This window comes from Cryobacterium sp. BB736, from assembly GCF_014980265.1.
Lineage (GTDB): Bacteria > Actinomycetota > Actinomycetes > Actinomycetales > Microbacteriaceae > Terrimesophilobacter.
This window is the reverse complement of sequence record NZ_JABXWQ010000001.1, coordinates 462,663-477,812: the sequence shown is the minus strand read 5'-3', so window position 1 is coordinate 477,812 and position 15,150 is coordinate 462,663. Positions and strand designations below refer to the sequence as shown.

General features: G+C 67.7%; 16 protein-coding genes. 7 read left to right on the top strand and 9 right to left on the bottom strand.

Annotated elements, in window-relative coordinates; translation table 11 throughout:
• Positions 1-35 precede the first annotated feature (35 nt).
• The 3 genes from IRG63_RS02245 (at position 36) to IRG63_RS02235 (ending at position 3,058) form a co-directional block, all read left to right on the top strand.
• Complete coding sequence (locus IRG63_RS02245) at positions 36-1,025, top strand: Lrp/AsnC family transcriptional regulator (RefSeq protein ID WP_168625611.1); 990 nt, start codon at positions 36-38, stop codon at positions 1,023-1,025.
• Positions 1,026-1,157: 132 nt separating this feature from the next.
• Positions 1,158-2,318 carry a thiolase family protein gene (locus tag IRG63_RS02240; protein ID WP_193509084.1) on the top strand — a complete coding sequence of 387 codons (1,161 nt, stop codon included), beginning with the start codon at positions 1,158-1,160 and terminating at the stop codon, positions 2,316-2,318.
• A 2-nt stretch (positions 2,319-2,320) separates the two neighbouring features.
• Positions 2,321-3,058: a 3-hydroxyacyl-CoA dehydrogenase gene (locus tag IRG63_RS02235; RefSeq protein ID WP_193509083.1), complete on the top strand. Its 738-nt coding sequence runs from the start codon at positions 2,321-2,323 to the stop codon at positions 3,056-3,058.
• Positions 3,059-3,134: 76 nt separating this feature from the next.
• On the opposite strand, the gene IRG63_RS02230 is transcribed toward IRG63_RS02235, so the two are convergent.
• Positions 3,135-3,539 carry a YjbQ family protein gene (locus IRG63_RS02230; RefSeq protein ID WP_193509082.1) on the bottom strand — a complete coding sequence of 135 codons (405 nt, stop codon included), beginning with the start codon at positions 3,537-3,539 and terminating at the stop codon, positions 3,135-3,137.
• A gap of 147 nt (positions 3,540-3,686) precedes the next feature.
• Between IRG63_RS02230 and IRG63_RS02225 the strand changes: the two genes are divergently transcribed.
• A complete protein-coding gene (locus IRG63_RS02225; protein ID WP_193509081.1) occupies positions 3,687-4,478 on the top strand; it encodes an RNA methyltransferase in 792 nt (263 codons plus the stop codon).
• A gap of 124 nt (positions 4,479-4,602) precedes the next feature.
• On the opposite strand, the gene IRG63_RS02220 is transcribed toward IRG63_RS02225, so the two are convergent.
• On the bottom strand, positions 4,603-6,495 hold the full coding sequence (locus tag IRG63_RS02220) for an ABC transporter ATP-binding protein (RefSeq protein ID WP_193509080.1): 1,893 nt from the start codon (positions 6,493-6,495) through the stop codon (positions 4,603-4,605).
• Between the two features lie 18 nt (positions 6,496-6,513).
• Positions 6,514-6,744: a hypothetical protein gene (locus IRG63_RS02215; protein WP_168625605.1), complete on the bottom strand. Its 231-nt coding sequence runs from the start codon at positions 6,742-6,744 to the stop codon at positions 6,514-6,516.
• 205 nt (positions 6,745-6,949) lie between these two features.
• Here IRG63_RS02215 and IRG63_RS02210 point away from each other — a divergent pair, with 205 nt between their 5' ends.
• From IRG63_RS02210 to IRG63_RS02200, 3 genes are read left to right on the top strand one after another with little or no spacing between them, the layout of a single operon-like run.
• Complete coding sequence (locus IRG63_RS02210) at positions 6,950-7,876, top strand: ATP-binding cassette domain-containing protein (protein ID WP_168625604.1); 927 nt, start codon at positions 6,950-6,952, stop codon at positions 7,874-7,876.
• Positions 7,873-8,715 carry an ABC transporter permease gene (locus IRG63_RS02205; protein WP_193509079.1) on the top strand — a complete coding sequence of 281 codons (843 nt, stop codon included), beginning with the start codon at positions 7,873-7,875 and terminating at the stop codon, positions 8,713-8,715. Before IRG63_RS02210 ends, IRG63_RS02205 begins: the two co-directional genes overlap by 4 nt.
• Positions 8,712-9,542, top strand: coding sequence for an ABC transporter permease (locus tag IRG63_RS02200; RefSeq protein WP_349236082.1), 831 nt, complete (start codon positions 8,712-8,714; stop codon positions 9,540-9,542). Before IRG63_RS02205 ends, IRG63_RS02200 begins: the two co-directional genes overlap by 4 nt.
• A gap of 13 nt (positions 9,543-9,555) precedes the next feature.
• On the opposite strand, the gene IRG63_RS02195 is transcribed toward IRG63_RS02200, so the two are convergent.
• From IRG63_RS02195 to ribD, 6 genes are all read right to left on the bottom strand, one after another.
• The gene (locus IRG63_RS02195; protein WP_193509078.1) at positions 9,556-9,906 is read right to left on the bottom strand and encodes a hypothetical protein; all 351 of its coding nucleotides are present in this window, start codon (positions 9,904-9,906) and stop codon (positions 9,556-9,558) included.
• Between the two features lie 187 nt (positions 9,907-10,093).
• Positions 10,094-11,452: an MFS transporter gene (locus IRG63_RS02190; protein WP_193509077.1), complete on the bottom strand. Its 1,359-nt coding sequence runs from the start codon at positions 11,450-11,452 to the stop codon at positions 10,094-10,096.
• Positions 11,453-11,713: 261 nt separating this feature from the next.
• Entirely contained in the window at positions 11,714-12,184 is a 471-nt protein-coding gene (gene ribH / locus IRG63_RS02185) for a 6,7-dimethyl-8-ribityllumazine synthase (protein ID WP_193509076.1), read from the bottom strand.
• Positions 12,181-13,452: a 3,4-dihydroxy-2-butanone-4-phosphate synthase gene (gene ribB / locus IRG63_RS02180; RefSeq protein ID WP_168625598.1), complete on the bottom strand. Its 1,272-nt coding sequence runs from the start codon at positions 13,450-13,452 to the stop codon at positions 12,181-12,183. The genes ribH and ribB overlap by 4 nt, the downstream gene beginning before the upstream one ends.
• A complete protein-coding gene (locus tag IRG63_RS02175) occupies positions 13,449-14,054 on the bottom strand; it encodes a riboflavin synthase (RefSeq protein ID WP_168625597.1) in 606 nt (201 codons plus the stop codon). The genes ribB and IRG63_RS02175 overlap by 4 nt, the downstream gene beginning before the upstream one ends.
• Positions 14,055-15,149: a bifunctional diaminohydroxyphosphoribosylaminopyrimidine deaminase/5-amino-6-(5-phosphoribosylamino)uracil reductase RibD gene (ribD, locus tag IRG63_RS02170; RefSeq protein ID WP_227411696.1), complete on the bottom strand. Its 1,095-nt coding sequence runs from the start codon at positions 15,147-15,149 to the stop codon at positions 14,055-14,057. It abuts the gene before it with no gap.
• Position 15,150: the final 1 nt, after the last annotated feature.

Sequence of the window (15,150 nt, the reverse complement as noted above, 5' to 3'; positions counted from 1 at the left end):
GCGATGATCGCTGACGTGCGGCACAATGAGGCATCATGACCTCGGGCAACGGCAAGGACGTCGATCGCGCCATCGCGGCGGCACTGCAGGTCAATGGGCGCGCATCGTGGGGTGCCGTCGCACGTGCGCTGGACATCCCTGAACGCACAGCGGCTCGGCGGGGACAGAGGCTGCTCGATGACGGCACCGTGCGCGTCTCCACCTACCTGGATGTTGCCCGCGTTGCGCACGCGCGTGGCATCCTGCTGCGCGCCGAGATTGAGACACGCCGAGTGCACGAGGTCGCTGCCATCCTCGCCCACCGCGCCGACGCATCCTCGGTGTCGATTCTGGAAGGCTCCGGCAACATCGCCGGCTACTTCCTGCCGCCGGATCCCGACGCATTGAACCGCTTTCTGTTCCGAGACCTTCCTGACCTGACTGGGCTGATCAGTTTTGACGTCGGCACAGTGCTCAAGCTTCACCGCTCGGGCTACGACTGGAACGCCGGCGGTTTGCCCGATCATGTCGTGCAGCAGCTCACCGAGGGGTTGTGGACCGCGGACCGTACGGTCAACGCGAACGTGCACATCGATGACACAGACCGGCAACTGATCGACCTGCTCGCGATCGACGGTCGCGCGGCGATTTCCAGTCTGGCGACCGATGTCGGAGTGAGCGCGCAGACCGCACGGCGCAAGGTGGATGCCTTGTTCTCCTCCGGCGTGCTTCACGTGCGCACCGAGGTCACGCCGGCGATCTTTGGCTTGAGCGTTGAGGCGGTCATGTGGTTGCGAGCGCCGTCAGCGCTGAGCGATGAGCTCGGCCGTGCCCTGGGCGCTCACCGCAGCGTGCGGTTCTGCGCCTCGTCGACCGGGCACGCGAGTTTTCTGATCGATGTGCTCGTCGAGGATGAAGACGAGTTATACGCATTCCAGACGGATGTCATCGGCCGCTTCCCTGACGTCCAGATCGATGAGGCACGCATTGTGATGCAAGCGGTGCGCCGGGGGCCCCTCCTAGTGCTCGACTCCCCGGCCAGCTGACCCCGACGTTTCTCGTGCCGGTGCTCGCCGCCCTCTCGCTGAGGGGTCGCCAACCGTCCGGGCGGTACCCCGCGAAGGCAGGTTTGTGACCCCTCACGGAAGGTTCGTGACCCTCACGGATAGGCTGGGGCCATGCACGATGCTGTGATAGTCGACGTAATCCGCACGCCCTCCGGACGCGGCAAGCCCGGCGGGCAACTGTCCGAAATTCACCCGGTCGACCTGCTGGCCGAGACCCTCGAGGCTCTGGTCGCGCGCAACGGCGTCGATCCGGCAGCCATCGACGACGTGATCGCCGGATGTGTGTCGCAAGCGGGTGAGCAGACGTTCAACGTTGCCCGCAACGCGGTGCTAGCCGCGGGCTTCCCCGACACCGTGCCGGGCACGACCATTGACCGCCAGTGCGGCTCCAGCCAGCAGGCGGCGATGTTCGCCGCGCAGGGCGTCATGACCGGCCAGTACGACATCGTGATCGCGGCCGGGGTCGAGTCGATGAGCCGGATCCCGCTCGGCTCCTCCGCCGGAGGGATGAACCCGTACGGCACCCGCATCAAGGAGCGCTACCCGGAGGGGCTGGTCAACCAGGGCGTCTCCGCCGAGCTGATCGCCCAGCAGTGGGGCTTCAACCGCGAGCAGCTCGACGAGTTCTCGGCGCGCTCGCACCGCCTCGCGGTCGAGGCGCGGGACGCCTTCGCCGACGAGATCATCCCGATCGGCGGGATGCTGGTCGACGAGACCGTGCGCGAGTCGACGACCGCCGAGGGGCTGGCCGGCCTGAACCCTGCGTTCCGCACCGACGAGCTCGCCGCGCGCTTCCCGGACCTCGACTGGAAGATCACCCCGGGAAACTCCAGCCCGCTGACCGACGGGGCATCCGCCGCGCTCATCATGAGCGCCGAGAAGGCGAAGAGCCTCGGCCTCGCGCCCCGCGCGCGCTTCCACTCGTTCGCGGTCACCGGCAGCGACCCGCTGCTCATGCTCACCGGCATCATCCCGGCGACGCGCAAGGTGCTGGAGCGCGCCGACCTCAACATCGACGACATGGACGCCTACGAGGTCAACGAGGCATTCGCATCCGTGCCCCTCGCCTGGCTGCAGGACCTCGACGCCGACCCGGACAAGCTCAACCCGCGCGGCGGGGCGATCGCGCTCGGGCACGCGCTCGGGTCATCCGGCACTCGTCTCCTCACCACGCTGGTGAACCAGCTCGAGTCCACCGGCGGCCGCTGGGGACTGCAGACCATGTGCGAAGGCGGCGGCATGGCCAACGCCACGATCATCGAGAGGCTCTAAGAATGCGGATTTCCGGATGCTCGGCGCTCGTCACCGGCGGCGCCTCCGGCCTCGGGCTGGCAACGGCCCGCGAACTCGCCGCTGCGGGTGCGCAGGTGATCGCGCTCGACCGCGCCGAGCCGCGCGAGCCGGTGGACGGCATCCAGTTCGTGCAGGGCGACGTCACCGATGAGGCGCAGGTGCGCGCGGCGATCGGCGCAGCGCGCTCACCGCTGCGGGTGGCCGTGAACTGCGCTGGGGTCGCGACCGCGGAGCGCACGCTCGGACGCGAGGGGCCGCAGCCGCTCGAGAACTTTGAGCGCGTCATCCGGGTCAACCTGATCGGCACCTTCAACGTGACCCGCCTCGTGGCCGAGGCGATCGCGGCGACCGAGCCGGATGAGGGGGAGCGCGGGGTGATCGTGAACACCGCATCCGTCGCCGCGTTCGACGGTCAGGTGGGGCAGGCCGCATATTCGGCGTCGAAGGGCGCGGTGGCCGCGATGACGCTGCCGCTCGCGCGGGAGTTCGCGCCACGGCTCATCCGGGTGATGACGATCGCGCCCGGTATCTTCGACACGCCGATGATGGCCGGGCTGCCGGAGGCGGCGCGCGAGTCGCTGGGGCAGCAGGTGCCGCACCCGTCGCGGCTGGGCCGGCCGGAGGAGTATGCGCTGCTCGTGCGGCAGATCATCGAGAACCCGATGCTGAACGGGGAGACGATCCGCCTCGACGGCGCGATCCGGATGGCCCCCAAGTAGTCATCGAGTCGGGAGTTATGGCCGCTTTGGCGCGCTCAAAACGGCCAATACTCCCGACTCAATGTGGGTGGGGTTCTCAGCCGGGCAGGAACGACAGTCGCACCGAGCGCACCGGGTTGTCCACATTCAGGTCGACGAGACAGATGCTCTGCCAGGTGCCGAGCGCGAGCGCGCCGCCGAGCACCGGAATGCTCGCGTACGGCGGGATGAGCGCGGGTGCGACGTGCGAGCGTCCGTGGCCGCGGCTGCCGTGCCGGTGCACCCACCGGTCGTCCGCGGGCAGCAGGTCGTCGAGCGCCCGCAGCAGATCGGTGTCGCTGCCGGCGCCGGTCTCGATGATCGCGATGCCGGCGGTGGCATGCGGCACGAACACGTGCAGAAGCCCGTCGCCTTCGCCGGCGACGAGATCGGCGCACTCGCGCGTGATGTCGAGCACCACCTCGCGGTCGCCGGTCGTGAACTGGATGGTCTCCGAGCGCATGCATTCATGCTGACAGAGTCCCCGGCGGTCAGCGCCCGAACGAATGTGCCCGCTTGTTATTGATGCGCCCTTTACAGCAGGCGCATCGATAACAAACCGGAGCATCGATGAGCAGGGAGCGTGAATGGGGTGCGGAAGACTGGTCGGATGCCGGTCATCGACATCACGGACCTCTCCGACCCGCGCCTGGCCGACTTTACGCGCGCGAACGATGTCGCACTGAAGAAGGCACGCGGCACGGGGCACGGGCTGTACATCGCCGAGTCGGCGCTCGTGCTGGAACGGGGACTGCGTGCCGGCCACCGTCCCCGATCGGTGCTCGCTCTCGGCGGCACTGTCCACGAGGCCGTCGCCCTGGTTGGAGACGACGTGCCGGTGTTCTCCGGGCCGGGCGAGCTGCTCGCCGAGTTGACCGGGTACGCCCTGCATCGCGGGCTGATCGCGTCCGTGCACCGTCCGCCGCTGCCAGCCCCGGAGCAGCTGCTTGCAGCCGCCCGCCGCGTGGTGATCCTCGAGAACGTCGTCGCGCCCACCAACGTCGGCGCGATCTTCCGCTCGGTCGCGGGAATCGGCGCGGACGCGGTGCTCATCACCCCGCGCTGCTCAGACCCGTTCTACCGTCGCGCTATCCGGGTCAGCATGGGCACCGTGCTGCAGGTGCCGTGGACGCGGGTCGGCGACTGGGCGTCCACGCGCGAGCTGCTCACCGCATCCGGATTCCACCTTGCAGCGCTCGCCCTGACCGACGATGCTGTCAGCCTGCGCGAGTTTGCACCGCCCGAGCGGCTGGCGCTCGTGCTCGGCACCGAGGGGGACGGGCTGACCCCGGATGCGATCGCCGCGGCGGACACTGTCGTGCAGATCCCGATGCGGCACGGCATCGACTCGCTGAATGTCGCCGCGGCGGCCGCCGTCGCCATGTGGGCGGTCGGCGAGTAGTCGCGCGCACTCGCTAGCTGTACCTGCCGCCCACGAGGGGCCGAAAAGAGGCCTTCCGGGCGCGCGAAGGGCAGTTTTCGACCCCTCGGAACTGCTAGGCCACAAGCGGGCGACGGTGCAAGGGTCAGGCGAGCAGCTGGTGCTCCGCGAGCGCCCGGTACAGCGGTGTCGAGTCGACCAGCTCGTCGTGCGTGCCGACACCGACAACCCGGCCGGCCTCGACCACGACGATCTGGTCCGAGTCGACCACCGTCGACAACCGGTGCGCGATCACGATCAGCGTGCGGTTCTGCGCAACGGCGTCGATCGCGTCCCGCAGCAGTCTCTCGTTGAGCCCGTCGAGCGAGGACGTCGACTCGTCCAGCAGCAGCACCGGCGGCGCGGCCAGCAGGGTCCGCGCGATCGCGAGCCGCTGACGCTCACCGCCGGAGAGCATCACACCGTCCTCGCCGACCGGCGCGTCCAGCCCGCGCTCGTCGCGCTCGAGCACGCCGGTCAGGTTGACCGAGCGCAGCACCTCAACGCAATCGGCATCCGACGCGTCCGGAGCGGCCAGCAGCAGGTTGTCGCGCAGCGAGCCGGCCAGCACCGGAGCATCCTGCTCGACATAGCCGATCTGCGACCGCAGCTCCGTGCGGTCGAGGCCGCGGATGTCCACCCCGCCGAACCGGATCACCCCGGACGTCGGGTCGTAGAAACGCTCGATGAGCGCCAGGATTGTGGACTTGCCGGCACCGGATGGTCCCACCAGCGCGGTGCGCTTGCCGCGCGGGGCGGTGAAGGAGATGTTGTGGAGGACGGGGCGGGGGTCGCTGTCGGGGCTGGTTTCGAGACGCTCGCTTCGCGATCCCTCAACCAGCGGAGTGGAGTTCGAAGCGCCGTCAACCGACGGGGATGTCGCGGCACCGTCAGCAGGAGGCGCGGCCGGGTACGCGAACGACACGTCCTCGAAGCGGATCACATCGTCGGTCTCGATCGCCGCGGCCGGCACGATCCCGGCATCCGCCTCGGTCTCGCTCGGCAGGTCGATGATCTCCTGGATGCGACCGAGCGCGCCCAGCGCCTGACTCACTGACGTGATCGCGCCGAACGCCTGCCCGAGCGGGCCGATCATCAGGAACAGGAACAGGATGAACGACACCAGCGTCGCCAGCGTGATGTCCCCGGTGGCGACCCGGTACCCGCCGACGCCGATGATGGTCAGGAAGGTCACCTGCAGCGCGATGCCCGCCACCGGCACCACCAACGCCGACACCTTCGCGAGCTGGATGCCCATCCGGTAGGCGCCGCGCGCCTCCTCATCGATCGCATCCGCTTCCCGCTCGGTCGCGTTCGCCGCGCGCACCGTGCGGATCGCGCTCACCGCCCGCTCGACACTGGCCGCGAGGTCGCCGACCTTGCGCTGCTGCTTCTGGCTGACGACCCGGATGCGCGAGCTCAGCCCGATCACGAGCGCCAACGCGATCGCGATGACGAGCAGGGTGATGCCCAGCAGCACCGCGTCGAGGATGAGCATGGCGATCAGAGCGCCGACGAAGATCAGCGCGCCGCCGACCGCGTCGACGAGGCCCTGCGTCATCACCGCGTAGAGCATGGTGGTGTCGCTGCCGACCCGGGAGACCAGGTCGCCGGTGCGGCGGGTGTCGAATTGGCTGATCGGCAGGTGAAGCATCCGGCGCACGAGGGAGCGGCGCGCGTCCAGCACGATGCCGGTTCCGGTGCGCTGCAGCAGGTAGTGCTGGAATCCGCTGATCACCGCCGCGGCGACCACGAGCGCGGCCAGCCACCAGATCAGCGAGCCGAGATCCCGCTCGTGCTCGACCAGCGCGATCACCTGGGCCACGAGCAGCGGTTGCGCGAGGGATGCGGCTGCCCCGACGATGCTCAGCCCGATCACCCCGGCCACGACGCCCTTGTGGGCGAGGATGTACGGCAGCAGCTGCGAGAACTTGGCGCGCGGGCCCTCCGGCACGTCCTTGTTCCTGCGTCGCCCCGGCCGGGCATTCGTGGTGCTCATCGTCTCTCTTCCATCGTTTCAGCTGCGTCCGTACTTCTTGTGCACCGCCTGCTTGCTGACCCCGAGCGCGCTCGCGATCATCTGCCAGCCGTACCCGCCGTTACGCGCCTTGCGCACCAGCGCCGCCTGCTCCCGGTCGAGGTTCGCGTGCAGCTCGGCGAGTTCCTCGCGCCGCCCGGCGAGCGCCCGGAGCTCCGTCAGCGGGTTGGGTTCCCGCTCGGCGCTCGCGGTGTGCAGCGGCTCGGACATGCCGTCAACCTTAGTTGACAATCGCACACTCGTCAACCGAGGTTGACAGCCGCCGATCGGACCCGCGAAACTGCACGAACCTGCGCTCTGAGCGCCCAAAGCGCAGGTTTCCGCAGTCTCGCCGAGGCATGCAGGCGGATGCTGCGGCGAGAGCACGAGCTGCGCGTCACACGGATGTCGGTGCCGCAGTCTATGCTTGGCTCCCGTGCCAGAAGCAGTCATCAGCGCGAAGAATCTCGTCAAGAAGTACAAGGATTTCCCGGCGGTCGATGGGATTTCCTTCGACATCGCGCCCGGTGAGTCCTTTGGCTTCCTCGGACCGAACGGTGCAGGCAAGTCCACCACCATGCGCATGGTCGGTGCGGTGTCCACGCGCACCGCGGGCGACCTGTCGATCATCGGGCTCGACCCCAACCAGAACGGTCCGGAGATCCGGTCTCAGCTTGGGGTCGTGCCGCAGGCGGACAACCTCGATGCCGATCTCAAGGTGCGCGACAACCTGATCATCTACGGCCGCTACTTCGGGTTCCCGCGCAACTACCTCGGCCCGAAGGCGGACGAGCTGCTCGAATTCGCCCAGCTCACCGACAAGGCGAAGTCCCGCGTCGATGACCTGTCCGGCGGGATGAAGCGCCGCCTCACCATCGCGCGCGCGCTGATCAACAACCCGCGCATCCTGCTGCTCGACGAGCCGACGACCGGTCTCGATCCGCAGGCGCGGCACGTGCTCTGGGACCGGTTGTTCCGGCTCAAGGAGCAGGGCACAACCCTCGTGCTCACCACCCACTACATGGACGAGGCCGAGCAGCTGTGCGACCGACTCGTCGTCATCGACAAGGGGTCGATCATGGCTGAGGGCACTCCGGCGTCGCTCATCCGCCAGTACTCGACCCGCGAGGTGCTCGAGCTGCGCTTCGGCTCCGACCGCAACGCCGCAGTGGCCGAGCAGATCGCCGGTATCGGTGATCGCATCGAGGTGCTGCCCGACCGCATCCTGATCTACAGCGACAACGGCGAGGCTGAGCTGCAGCGCGTGACCGAGGCAGGGTTGAACCCGATCACCTCGCTCGTCCGCCGGTCCAGCCTGGAGGACGTGTTCTTGCGGCTCACCGGAAGAAGCTTGATCGAATGAGCATCGACGTTTCCCTCGAGCGCGCCAAGGAACAGGCCGTCGCTGGCGGTGTGAAGCCGCGCCGATTCGGCGGCTGGTACGTCGCCGAGCACCGGCTGATGGTCATGCGCTCCTACCTGCAGACCATGATCGCGACCGGCATCGGATCGCCGCTGCTCTACCTGTACGCGCTTGGCGTCGGGCTCGCCACCATCGTCGACGCGAGCGTCGGTTCCGAGCAGGCCGCGGTCACCTACCTGGTCTTCGTCGCCCCAGCACTGCTGTGCAGCGCGGCACTGACCACCGCGACCGAGGAGTTCAGCTACCCGATCATGCTCGGGTTCAAGTGGAACCCGACCTTCTTCGGCATGAACTCCGCCCCGCTCACCGGCCAGCAGATCATCAACGGCGTCGTCTACGCGGTCATCATCCGGATGCTCGGCCAGAGCATCGTCTACTACGCGTTCATGCTGCTCTTCGGCGCGGTCCCCAGCCCGCTCGGCTGGCTCACCATTCCAGTCGCGACCCTCACCGGGATGGCTGTCGGCACGCTCATCATGGCCTACGCCACCCACCTCGACGAGGATCGCGGCCAGTTCAACTACGTGATGCGCTTCGGCGTCATCCCGATGACGCTGTTCTCCGGCACGTTCTTCCCGCTCGAGACGCTGCCGTCCTTCCTGCAGTGGATCGGGTGGATCTCACCGCTGTGGCATGGCGTCGAGCTGTCCCGCGTGTTTGCGTACGGCCTCGACGAGCCCGGATGGCTCACCGCCGTGCACGTCATCTACCTGATCGCACTGACTGTCATCGGCTGGGTGGTCGCCCAGCGACTCGCGGTGAGGAGGCTGAACAAGTGACAACCATCGAGGCGCCACCCGTCGCGCACGTCAACCGTCCGTTCCTGCTGCCGTCGCTGTACGCGGGCAACGCCCGCTCGGTGATGGAGCGCGCTGTGAAGGCCACGGCGAGCTCGAACTGGCTGATTGTCGTATCCGGCTTCTTCGAGCCCGTCTTCTACCTGCTCGCGATGGGCATCGGGTTGGGCGCGTACATCGGCACGATCCAGACCGCTGGCGGGCAGGAGATCCCATACGCTGCGTACATCGCACCGGCGCTGCTCGCGGTTGCCGCCATGAACGGCGCGATCTTCGACTCGACGTGGAACGTCTTCTTCAAGATGAACTTCGGCAAGCTGTATGACGGGATGCTCGCCACTTCGCTCGGCCCGTTCGACGTCGCGCTCGGCGAGATCATGATGGCGCTCGCGCGCGGTCTCGCCTACGCCTGCGGGTTCATGCTCGTGATGCAGGTGCTCGGGCTGAACCTGTCCTGGACCGCGATTCTGGCGCTACCGGCCGTGCTGCTGATCGCCTTCGGCTTCGCGAGCTTCGGGATGGGCATCACGAGCTACATGAAGACGTTCCAGCAGATGGACTGGATCAACTTCATCCTGCTGCCGATGTTCCTGTTCTCGGCGACCTTCTACCCGCTGAGCGTCTACCCGGAGTGGATCCAGTGGATCATTCAAGCGATGCCACTGTGGCACGGCGTCGAGCTGATGCGCGGACTCACCACCGGGATCATGACCGGCGGGATGATCTGGCACGTGCTCTACTACGTCGTGATGGTGGTTGTCGGGCTGACCCTGACGACGCGCAGGCTGAAGGCGCTCTTCCTGGAGTGACGCTCGGGGACAGCTAGACCAGCACAGCGATCGCGATGTTGGCGACGGTCAGCGCGCCGATCAGCCAGACGACCCACGACGCGACGTTCTGCCGGCGCCGGTAGATGAACACGAGCACCGTGATGACGATCAGCACCGCGAGCTTGATGCCGATCTTCATGTGGTTGACGTCGCCGTCGCCCATCTCGGCGATACCGACCATCAGCAGGCCCGTGACCAGCTGAGTGAGTACACCGTGGAACATCGCCGCGTTCACAACAGCTTTGCCAGCAGCAAGCGGCCGGAACTGCACCATCACTCCTCCGAGCAGCGAGGCGAGACCGACGAAGTGCAGGATGAGCAGGATGTTGTACGCGATTTCCATGCCTCAATCCTCCCAGACATGCGGAAGGCGCAAGGACCGTGGTGGTCCTTGCGCCTTCCGGTGCTGCTAGAGGATCGGGTTGTCCAGCGGGAACACGTTCAGCGCCCACAGTACGAACAGCGCGAGTGCCGCGAGAGTGCAGAGGGCGAGAAGGATGCGGGGGCCGTTGAACTTCATGGCTCCAACATTATCGGTCGATGTCGATGTCGCGGGTCTCCTTGCTGATCAGCAGCGAGACGAGCGTGAGGACGCCGGATGCCGCGAGGTAGACCCCGACCAGCACCGGGCTTCCGTCGGCGAGGCCCCACAGCCAGACCGCGATGAACGGCGCGACTGCTGCCCCCAGGATGGAGCTCACGTTGTAGGAGATGCCTGATCCGGTGTAGCGCACGTTGGTTGGGAACAGCTCGGGCAGCAGCGCACCCATCGGCCCGAAGGTCATGCCCATGAGGGTGAACCCGATGATCAGCCAGGCCATGACACCGGCGAACCCGGCACCGAGCAGCGGCACCCACACCAGGCCGAAGACGATGATGCCGAGCGTCACCCAGATGAGCGTCTTGCGGCGGCCGTACCGGTCGGCCAGCGGTCCGGAGACCAGGGTGAATATACCGAAGAAGACCACGCCGACGATCATCATCAGCACGAAGGTCGTGTAGCTGTAGCCGAGCCCTGGAAGCTGGGTCGCGTCCGCCGGCTCGATCGGCGCACGCCCGTAGCTCAGCGAGAACGTGGTCATCAGATAGAACAGCACGTAGGTGGCGAGCATGAAGAACGTGCCGAGGACCAGTTCCTTCCAGTTCTTGCGGAACACCTCGGCCAGCGGCAGCTTGACAACCTTGCCGGACTCGACCGTCTTGGTGAACGCGGTCGACTCGACCAGACGCAGCCGTACCCACAGGCCGACGATGACCATCACGGCGGAGAACAGGAACGGGATGCGCCAGCCCCACTCGAGGAACGCCGTCGACGGCATCGACGGGTCAGCTGACGGCAGCAGCGCGGCGATGACCAGGAACAGTCCGTTGGCGATGATGAAGCCGAGCGGGGCGCCGAGCTGCGGGAAGGTGCCGTACCAGGCGCGCTTCCCCTCAGGGGCGTTCTCGGTCGCGACGAGTGCGGCACCGCTCCACTCGCCGCCGAGGGCGAAGCCCTGCGCGAGGCGCAGCAGCACGAGCAGCAGCGGAGCGAACCATCCGGCGATCGCGTAGGTCGGCAGCAGGCCGATCAGGAACGTCGCGATGCCCATGGTAAGCAGTGCGGCGACCAGCGTGGTCTTGCGGCCCACCTTGTCGCCGAGGTGTCCGAAGAAGATCGCGCCGAGGGGCCGGGCGACCATCGCGGCGCCGAAGACGGCGAAGCTGGAGAGCAGCGCGGTGGTGGCGTCACCGGCCGGGAAGAAGAGGTGCGGGAAGACGAGAACTGCGGCAGTCGCGTAGACGTAGAAGTCGTAGAACTCGATCGTGGTGCCGATGAGGCTCGCGAGGATGACGCGCGATCGGGAGTTGGCTGGTGCGGATGCTTGTGTGACGGTCGTGGATGACAAAAGAGGGATCTCCGGGGAGCGAGGAAATGGCCCACCCAAGCCCGTCGCAGTTGCGCGAATAAGAGGACTCGGGCAACGGCGCTCGGGTTAGGGCCCGCTTGTGGCGGCCAACCGGGTTAGTGTACCCGCTCGAAATGGGAGCCCCGTCTCGGCCCCCACAGCGGGCATGAGTTCACCACCCGATTCCGAGTTGCCCACTTTCGCCCCTGAATCAGGCGCCAGGAGGGGCCGAAGTGGGCAGCTCGCATCCTGAGGGGATGGCTAGGCGCGCACCTCGCGCAGGGCGACCGCCGTGGCGAGCGCCGCTGACGCAGCCTCGGCGCCCTTGTCCTCCTGTGAGCCGGGGAGTCCAGCACGGTCGATGCCTTGCTGCTCGTCATCGAGGGTGAGCACGCCGAACCCGATCGGCTTGCCGGTGTCGAGCGCGACGCGAGTGAGCCCATCCGTCGCCGCCGCCGACACATACTCGAAGTGCGGCGTGCCGCCCCGGATGATCACGCCCAACGCGACCACCGCATCCGCGCCGCTCTCCAGCGCCGCCTTGCAGACGACCGGCAGCTCGAAGCTGCCAGGGACGCGGATTTCGGTGACCTCTGCCCCGGATGCATCGAGCACCCGGTGCGCACCGGCAAGCAGCCCGTTCGTGATCTCTTCGTGCCAATGCCCGGCGACGATGGTCACCTTCAGGCCGGTGCCGTCGACCTCAATGTCGGGGGTGCCTGCTCCACTCATGACGGGTGTCCTTCCAGTTCGATAAGGGCAGAGACGTCCTCGGGAAGGAGGTGTCCCATGCGATCCCGCTTGGTGCCCAAGTAGGCCTCGTTGTGCTCGCCGATGCCGACGACCAGCGGAACGCTCTCAGAGACGTTCATGCCCCGGTCGCGCAGTTGACGCGCCTTCTCCGGGTTGTTGGTGAGCAGGCGCACCGACTCGACGCCTATGTGGTCCAGCATCGCGACGGCAGCGCCGTAGTCGCGCGAGTCGGCAGGCAGGCCGAGGTGCAGGTTGGCGTCGAGAGTGTCGAGGCCCTGCTCTTGCAGCTTGTAGGCCTTGAGCTTGTTGACCAGCCCAATGCCGCGTCCCTCGTGGCCGCGGAGGTAGATGACAATGCCGCCCTCGCGCTGGATGTGCTCGAGCGCTGTGTCGAGTTGCGGCCCGCACTCGCACTTCATGGAGCCGAATGCCTCACCGGTCAGGCACTCCGAGTGCACCCGGACGAACGGGTTCGCGCCCAGCTCGCCGGCGATGATGGCGACATGGTCGGCGCCGGTGACCCGGTCACGGTAGGCGCGCATCCGGAACATGCCGTGGATGGTGGGCACGTTGGTCTCCACCTCGAAGATGACGCGTCCGGACTCCGGGATGCTGGTGGCTTCGTCGACGATGCCCTCGCCGTGGGCGTTGAGGTACTCGATCAGCTCGGCGATGGTGACGACCACGAGCCCCTCGCGCTCGCCGAACTGCAGCAGAGCGGGCAGGCGCATCATCTCGCCGTCGTCCTGCACGATCTCGGCGATCGCGGCCACAGGGTGCAGCCCGGCGAGCTTCATCAGGTCGACGGATGCCTCGGTGTGGCCGTCGCGTTCGCGCACGCCGCCGTCAACCGCGCGCAACGGGATGACGTGGCCGGGGCGGCGCAGGTTGCCCGGTGTCGAGGCCGGGTCGGCAAGCACCCGGAGGGTGTGTGCACGATCGGAGGCGGCGATGCCGGTGGTGTTGCGGTCGGAGGCGTCCACCGTGATCGTGTAGTTGGTGCTGCGCGGGTCCTCGTTGGTGGGCACCATGATCGGGAGGTCGAGGCGGTCGGCGATCTCGTTGGTCATCGGCGCGCACACGAAGCCGGAGGTGTGGCGGACTATGAAGGCCATCCACTCCTGACTGGCCAGCTCGGCCGAGATGATGAGGTCGCCCTCGTTCTCGCGGCCCTCGTCATCGATCACGATGATCGGCTTTCCGGCGCGGAGCTCCCGGAGGGCGCTGGGGATGTCGGCGAGGCTCATGGCTGAGTCCTTTCGGTGAACTGGAGCATCCGCTGCACCTGACGCGCGACGATGTCCGTTTCCAGATTGACCTTCTCGCCGGGCTTCTTGGTGCCGAGCGAGGTGGCGGTGAGGGTTTCGGGGATCAGGGAGACTTCGAACCAGTCGTCGCCGACGTCGCTCACGGTGAGTGAGATGCCATCGAGGGCGATGGAGCCCTTGCGGGCAACCAGCGGTGCGAGTTCCGAATCGAGGCTGAAGCGCAGGACACGCCACGCGCTGCCGTCGGTGATGGTGAGCAGTTCGGCGGTGCCGTCGATGTGGCCCTGCACGATGTGCCCGCCGAGTCGGTCGCCGAGCGCGGCTGCGCGCTCGATGTTGACGCGGTCGCCTGGTTGGGGCTGCTTGAGGGTGCTCATCCGGATGGTCTCCGCCATGACGTCGGCGGTGAACCAGTCGGCGCCCTGGTCGATCACAGTCAGGCACACCCCGGAGACCGAGATCGAGTCGCCGTGACCGGCATCCGACACCGCCAGCGGTGCGCGCACCGTGATACGGGCGGCGTCGCCCGAGGGCTCCCACGCGAGGATCTCGCCCTGCTCTTCGATAATTCCGGTGAACACTCAGTTGCCTTCCTTGTTGGCTTCGTCTTGCTGCTCAAGTCGTTCCTGGTGGTCGAGACCCCCTCGGTGGTCGAGCCTGTCGAGACCCGGCCGCGCCACCATCAGCATGTCCTCGCCCAGCTGCTCGATCTCCCTCAACTGCAGCCGCCGGGCCTCGCCGAGGGTGGAGGCGCCGATGTCGCCGATTGCGACCCGCGGGCCGCCGATCAGCACCGGCGCGATGAATACCGCGTACTCGTCGACCAGCCCGGCTGCCACGAATGCGCTGGCGAGTGTCGGCCCGCCCTCGACGTACGCCGAGCGGATGCCTGCGGTGAACAGTTCGCGCAGCATCACCTCGAGGTCATGGCCGGGGAAGTGCAGCACGTCGCGCGGGTGCTGCAGCACGCGCGCGTCTTCCGGGATCATTCGCTCCCCGACCACGACCGGGATCGGCTGCTCGGCCAGGAACTCGCCCGCATCGCCGCGTGCGGTGAGCGATGGGTTGTCGGCGAGCACGGTGCCGATGCCGACGACGATCGCGTCGTGGGCGGCGCGTTGCTCGTGCACGCGCTGGCGGGCGGCTGCGCCGGTGATCCACTGGCTGGTGCCGTCGGCGGCGGCGGTGCGTCCGTCCAGGCTCGCCGCCCACTTGAGTGTGACGAACGGCCGGCCGGTGCGCACCGCGGTGAGCCAGCGGTGCATGAACTCGCCGACCTCATCTACGAGCAGTCCGCCCTCGACCTCGACGCCGGCTGCGCGGAGCCGGTCGCTGCCGCCGCTCGCAACCGGGTTCGGGTCGGAAACCGAGTAGATGACGCGGGCGACGCCGGCGTTGGCGAGTGCCTCGGTGCACGGCCCGGTCAGGCCGGTGTGGTTGCACGGTTCGAGAGTGACGATGGCGGTCGCACCGCGGGCCTGCCCGGGGGACAGTTTCGCGAGGGCGTCCGCCTCGGCGTGCGGGGTACCGGCGCCGCGGTGCCAGCCCTCGGCCAGAATGTCGCCGGTGGGGGAGATGATGACGCAGCCGACCTGGGGGTTCACGCCGGGGCGCGGACCGCGCGCGGCGAGAGTCAATGCGTGCCGCATAGCTCGCTCGGTCGTGTGGTCGATCATC

Bases quoted from the DNA above. Each gene is read 5' to 3' on its own strand.
- IRG63_RS02245 (WP_168625611.1), top strand. From the start codon at position 36: ATGACCTCGGGCAACGGCAAGGACGTCGATCGCGCCATCGCGGCGGCA.
- IRG63_RS02240 (WP_193509084.1), top strand. From the start codon at position 1,158: ATGCACGATGCTGTGATAGTCGACGTAATCCGCACGCCCTCCGGACGC.
- IRG63_RS02235 (WP_193509083.1), top strand. From the start codon at position 2,321: ATGCGGATTTCCGGATGCTCGGCGCTCGTCACCGGCGGCGCCTCCGGC.
- IRG63_RS02230 (WP_193509082.1), bottom strand. From the start codon at position 3,539: ATGCGCTCGGAGACCATCCAGTTCACGACCGGCGACCGCGAGGTGGTG.
- IRG63_RS02225 (WP_193509081.1), top strand. From the start codon at position 3,687: ATGCCGGTCATCGACATCACGGACCTCTCCGACCCGCGCCTGGCCGAC.
- IRG63_RS02220 (WP_193509080.1), bottom strand. From the start codon at position 6,495: ATGAGCACCACGAATGCCCGGCCGGGGCGACGCAGGAACAAGGACGTG.
- IRG63_RS02215 (WP_168625605.1), bottom strand. From the start codon at position 6,744: ATGTCCGAGCCGCTGCACACCGCGAGCGCCGAGCGGGAACCCAACCCG.
- IRG63_RS02205 (WP_193509079.1), top strand. From the start codon at position 7,873: ATGAGCATCGACGTTTCCCTCGAGCGCGCCAAGGAACAGGCCGTCGCT.
- IRG63_RS02195 (WP_193509078.1), bottom strand. From the start codon at position 9,906: ATGGAAATCGCGTACAACATCCTGCTCATCCTGCACTTCGTCGGTCTC.
- ribH (WP_193509076.1), bottom strand. From the start codon at position 12,184: ATGAGTGGAGCAGGCACCCCCGACATTGAGGTCGACGGCACCGGCCTG.
- ribB (WP_168625598.1), bottom strand. From the start codon at position 13,452: ATGAGCCTCGCCGACATCCCCAGCGCCCTCCGGGAGCTCCGCGCCGGA.
- ribD (WP_227411696.1), bottom strand. From the start codon at position 15,149: ATGATCGACCACACGACCGAGCGAGCTATGCGGCACGCATTGACTCTC.